The organism is Priestia sp. BR_2 (assembly GCF_041954005.1).
In the GTDB taxonomy this organism is placed as follows: Bacteria; Bacillota; Bacilli; order Paenibacillales; family Paenibacillaceae; genus Paenibacillus_AQ; species Paenibacillus_AQ lautus_A.
Genome location: NZ_JAVFHM010000199.1, coordinates 1 through 3213, shown reverse-complemented (window position 1 = coordinate 3213; position 3213 = coordinate 1). Strand labels below are relative to the sequence as shown.

Annotated in this window: 3 protein-coding genes; 1 reads left to right on the top strand and 2 read right to left on the bottom strand. The window is 31.7% G+C overall.

Translation table 11 applies throughout. From position 1 onward, the window contains the following. Window positions 1-158: 158 nt before the first annotated feature. Entirely contained in the window at window positions 159-1064 is a 906-nt protein-coding gene (locus tag RB298_RS15105) for an endonuclease I family protein (RefSeq protein ID WP_486047480.1), read from the bottom strand. A gap of 14 nt (window positions 1065-1078) precedes the next feature. After that, entirely contained in the window at window positions 1079-2074 is a 996-nt protein-coding gene (locus RB298_RS15100) for a S8 family peptidase (protein ID WP_486047479.1), read from the bottom strand. A gap of 458 nt (window positions 2075-2532) precedes the next feature. On the opposite strand from RB298_RS15100, the gene RB298_RS15095 reads away from it, so the two are divergent. Beyond that, window positions 2533-3213, top strand: a 681-nt coding sequence (locus tag RB298_RS15095; protein WP_486047478.1) for a hypothetical protein, incomplete at its 3' end; no start/stop codon positions are given.

Here is a 3213-nt window from a genome sequence, read left to right as displayed (position 1 = left end):
AGGTAGAGGAACCCTATACCTATACCTTTACCTTTTTTATTATACTTTGATCTCTTCTTTCTCTTTCCAAAAAAACGTGGACTAAAGCTCTGATCTAGCATCATCTTTTTAACAGTTAATTCTTTGGCTATTTTAAAAGCTAAACAAATTTTTAAAGTTTAATGAACTACATTAAGATTGAAATCGACTTTAGATGCAACCTCTGGAAAATCGATGAAAGGATTTCTATTACCTTGTAGATCAAAAATAGCTTGGTTACGATGCTTTTCAAATTCAGAAGTAGGCGGGAATTCATTATGCCATTTCAAAAGCAAAGGTATATCGATTTCATTTTTAGATGCATTGGATATTTTACCTGGATAGCGTACAAGAAAGTATAGAGTAGCTCTTGCAACCATACCTTTTCCATATTCAGGTTCGAATTCATTTTCACTCGTTTCAATCTTACCACACTCTTCTACTACCACACTTTTTCTAGAATTTTCCGGATTGAAATCTGAGAAATCATAGTAAGTCTTATTACCTCTAAAAGAATTGCATTTTATTTCACAATAAAATAAATGGTGCATATCCCCTTTCATTGGTGGTTTTTTAGAAAACCATGATTGAGGAACTACATGTTCAATATTTAGCATTTTTCCGTTTTCATCAGGAACTTCGTTAGAAATTGTAGGAGTAGCAAATTCACTTTGGATTACTACCTCAGGATCTGCACTTTTTCCTGAGTAAAGACTTTTAAATTTACCATTTGGATGTAAATCAACCCACGTTTCTAAGTGATGTCCACTTTGGTCATAACTAAACTGATTATGATGTGTTTTTTCACTCAAATCATGGAGTGCTTGGAATAATTCTTTATTACTTAACTTCTGAAAGTCAATACTTGCGTAATATTGCTTTATATCTTGCTTATCTTTTTCTCCGTCATAATATGTTCGGGCATTACGACTAATTCTTTCTTGATTCTCTCTAAGATCCTTTAACATGTGCTCTAAACTTATTTCAACCATTCCTCTAAAATCCCTATCTTTATTTGACATTGATGAATCATTCTGTAAAGTCATTATTTTTCCTCCTTTTATTGATACTGTTCTAAATTAACTGGATGTGATTTTAAATACTCTTCTAGTTTTTCTGTTGCTGTTAAGTAAAGGAAACCATTTCCTTCATAGGTATTTTTATAAAATTCGGATGGGATAGTACGTTTAACAAGTTGAGCATATAGTTCGGGTTCAGTTAGAGAGCGATTAAACTCTTTCTTACTTTGACAATGATTGATTAACAAAGCCAATGCTCCTGTTACATGAGGTGTAGACATTGAAGTCCCACTTAATTTTTTATATGGAATTTTTGAATCCTCTACGAGGTTCGAAGGATAACAAGATAGGATACCTACTCCTGGTGCTACTAGATCTACTTCCTTGTTTGTATTTGTGAATTTTGGGAATTGTCCCGAAAAATCGATTGCTCCTACTGAAATTACTTCGTTGTAAGCTCCTGGATAACCAAATTCTTCAGTAAAAGGATTTTTATCTCCATCATTTCCGGCCGCACATACAACTAGTATATTTTTCTCCACGGCTCTTTTAATAGCCTCATGCGTAGCTTCATCAGGAGATATAGAACTCAAAGACATTGAGATAATATGAACCTTCTCCTCCACTGCATAATTTATTGCATTTGTAATCCACTCAAATGATCCCCGTCCGTTTTTTCCTAAAACTTTCAGGATAAGTAAATCTGCTTCTGGAGCGACTCCAATAACACCATCGTCATTCTTAGAAGCTGCAATAGTTCCAGCTACGTGAGTTCCATGCCCATTATAATCATTAAAAATATCCGCATTTCCATTATCGTCATTAGTAAAGTTCTTTCCTCCAATAATACGATCTTTTAAATCTGGATGATTTTTATCACAACCAGTATCTAAAATTGCAATCTTTATTCCTTTTCCATTATTTCCTTTCTCCCAATACATGGGAGCTTGGATCATCTGAACACCTTTTGGTATTTCTTTTACATTTTGCTCTACATTTTGCACTTCAAAAGGGTATAACCCAATATCTTTATCCATAATATTTCCTCCTACCAATATTATTTTTTTACAACAAATTATAATTTATCCATATTTTTACTATATATTCATTTAAAGATTTATATTATATTTTTCAAAATACAAACTTACAATTTAGAAACTGACTACCTAGGATAGGTTGCCAAAAAATCCTGCACAGATTCAGTTAGGAATACTTTTTCATTCTGATATTTGTATGTCTCATTTATTATTTTGATACAAAGAATGGATTTTTTAAAAAAAATCGATATAGGAGCTATTAGGAATTTACCTACCTCCTATTATTAGATTTAGATGTTTCTGCTGGAAATTAGTAATTCATCTGAATTTTTAATGATTATTAGGTTCAGCATAGCGAGTGGAAATATTAACACGAATAGAAACTCACAAAAATCAAGGATAACTTCTATTGATTTGTCCCATAATATTTTTGGTGAATATATAATGGAGGTCATCAGATGGCAAAAGGTAATGGTTCAATAAAAGAATATGAAGTTAAATTTTTTCTTGAAACCACTAAAGTATTAAACGAAAAATATGAACTTAAAAGTGATTTAAGTTTAATAAAGGATTTTAAGATTTCTAACTTTAAACGAAGAGATATTCAATTTATTGATACCAACAATAAAGATATGTACAATAATGGTTGGATTCTGCGTTATCGTAAAAAAGAAGAGAAGGATAAATGTGAACTAACATATAAAAAAAGATATGCAATTAATAACGATGCTATTGAATCAATGTTGGCTCAAGCACGAAAAGATAGTTTGATACAAGATGGTAGCAGGTTTGAAGTTGAGCTGGAATGGGGCTATTTAAAAAAATTATTAAGTGTTTCCCTTGAAGAAAAAGAACCTATACCTGATTCTTTTTCTTCGAACATACCCTCTATAGAAGATTTGCAAAAGGTATTTCTTCACCGTGCTCCTCAAGAGTTCATAAATTGGACCAATAAAGATTGGGGAGCAGTACAAATTAACAAATCGAGAATATATGGACCAATTTATGCTAAAGTTTACGAAGGTCAATGGAATGAAACGAAGATAAATATTGAAATTTGGTCAAAGTCTATGAATGTTAATACAGAATCAATTGTTGAGGTTTCTTTTAAAGTAGAAAATGAAGATGTTGCTGAGCAG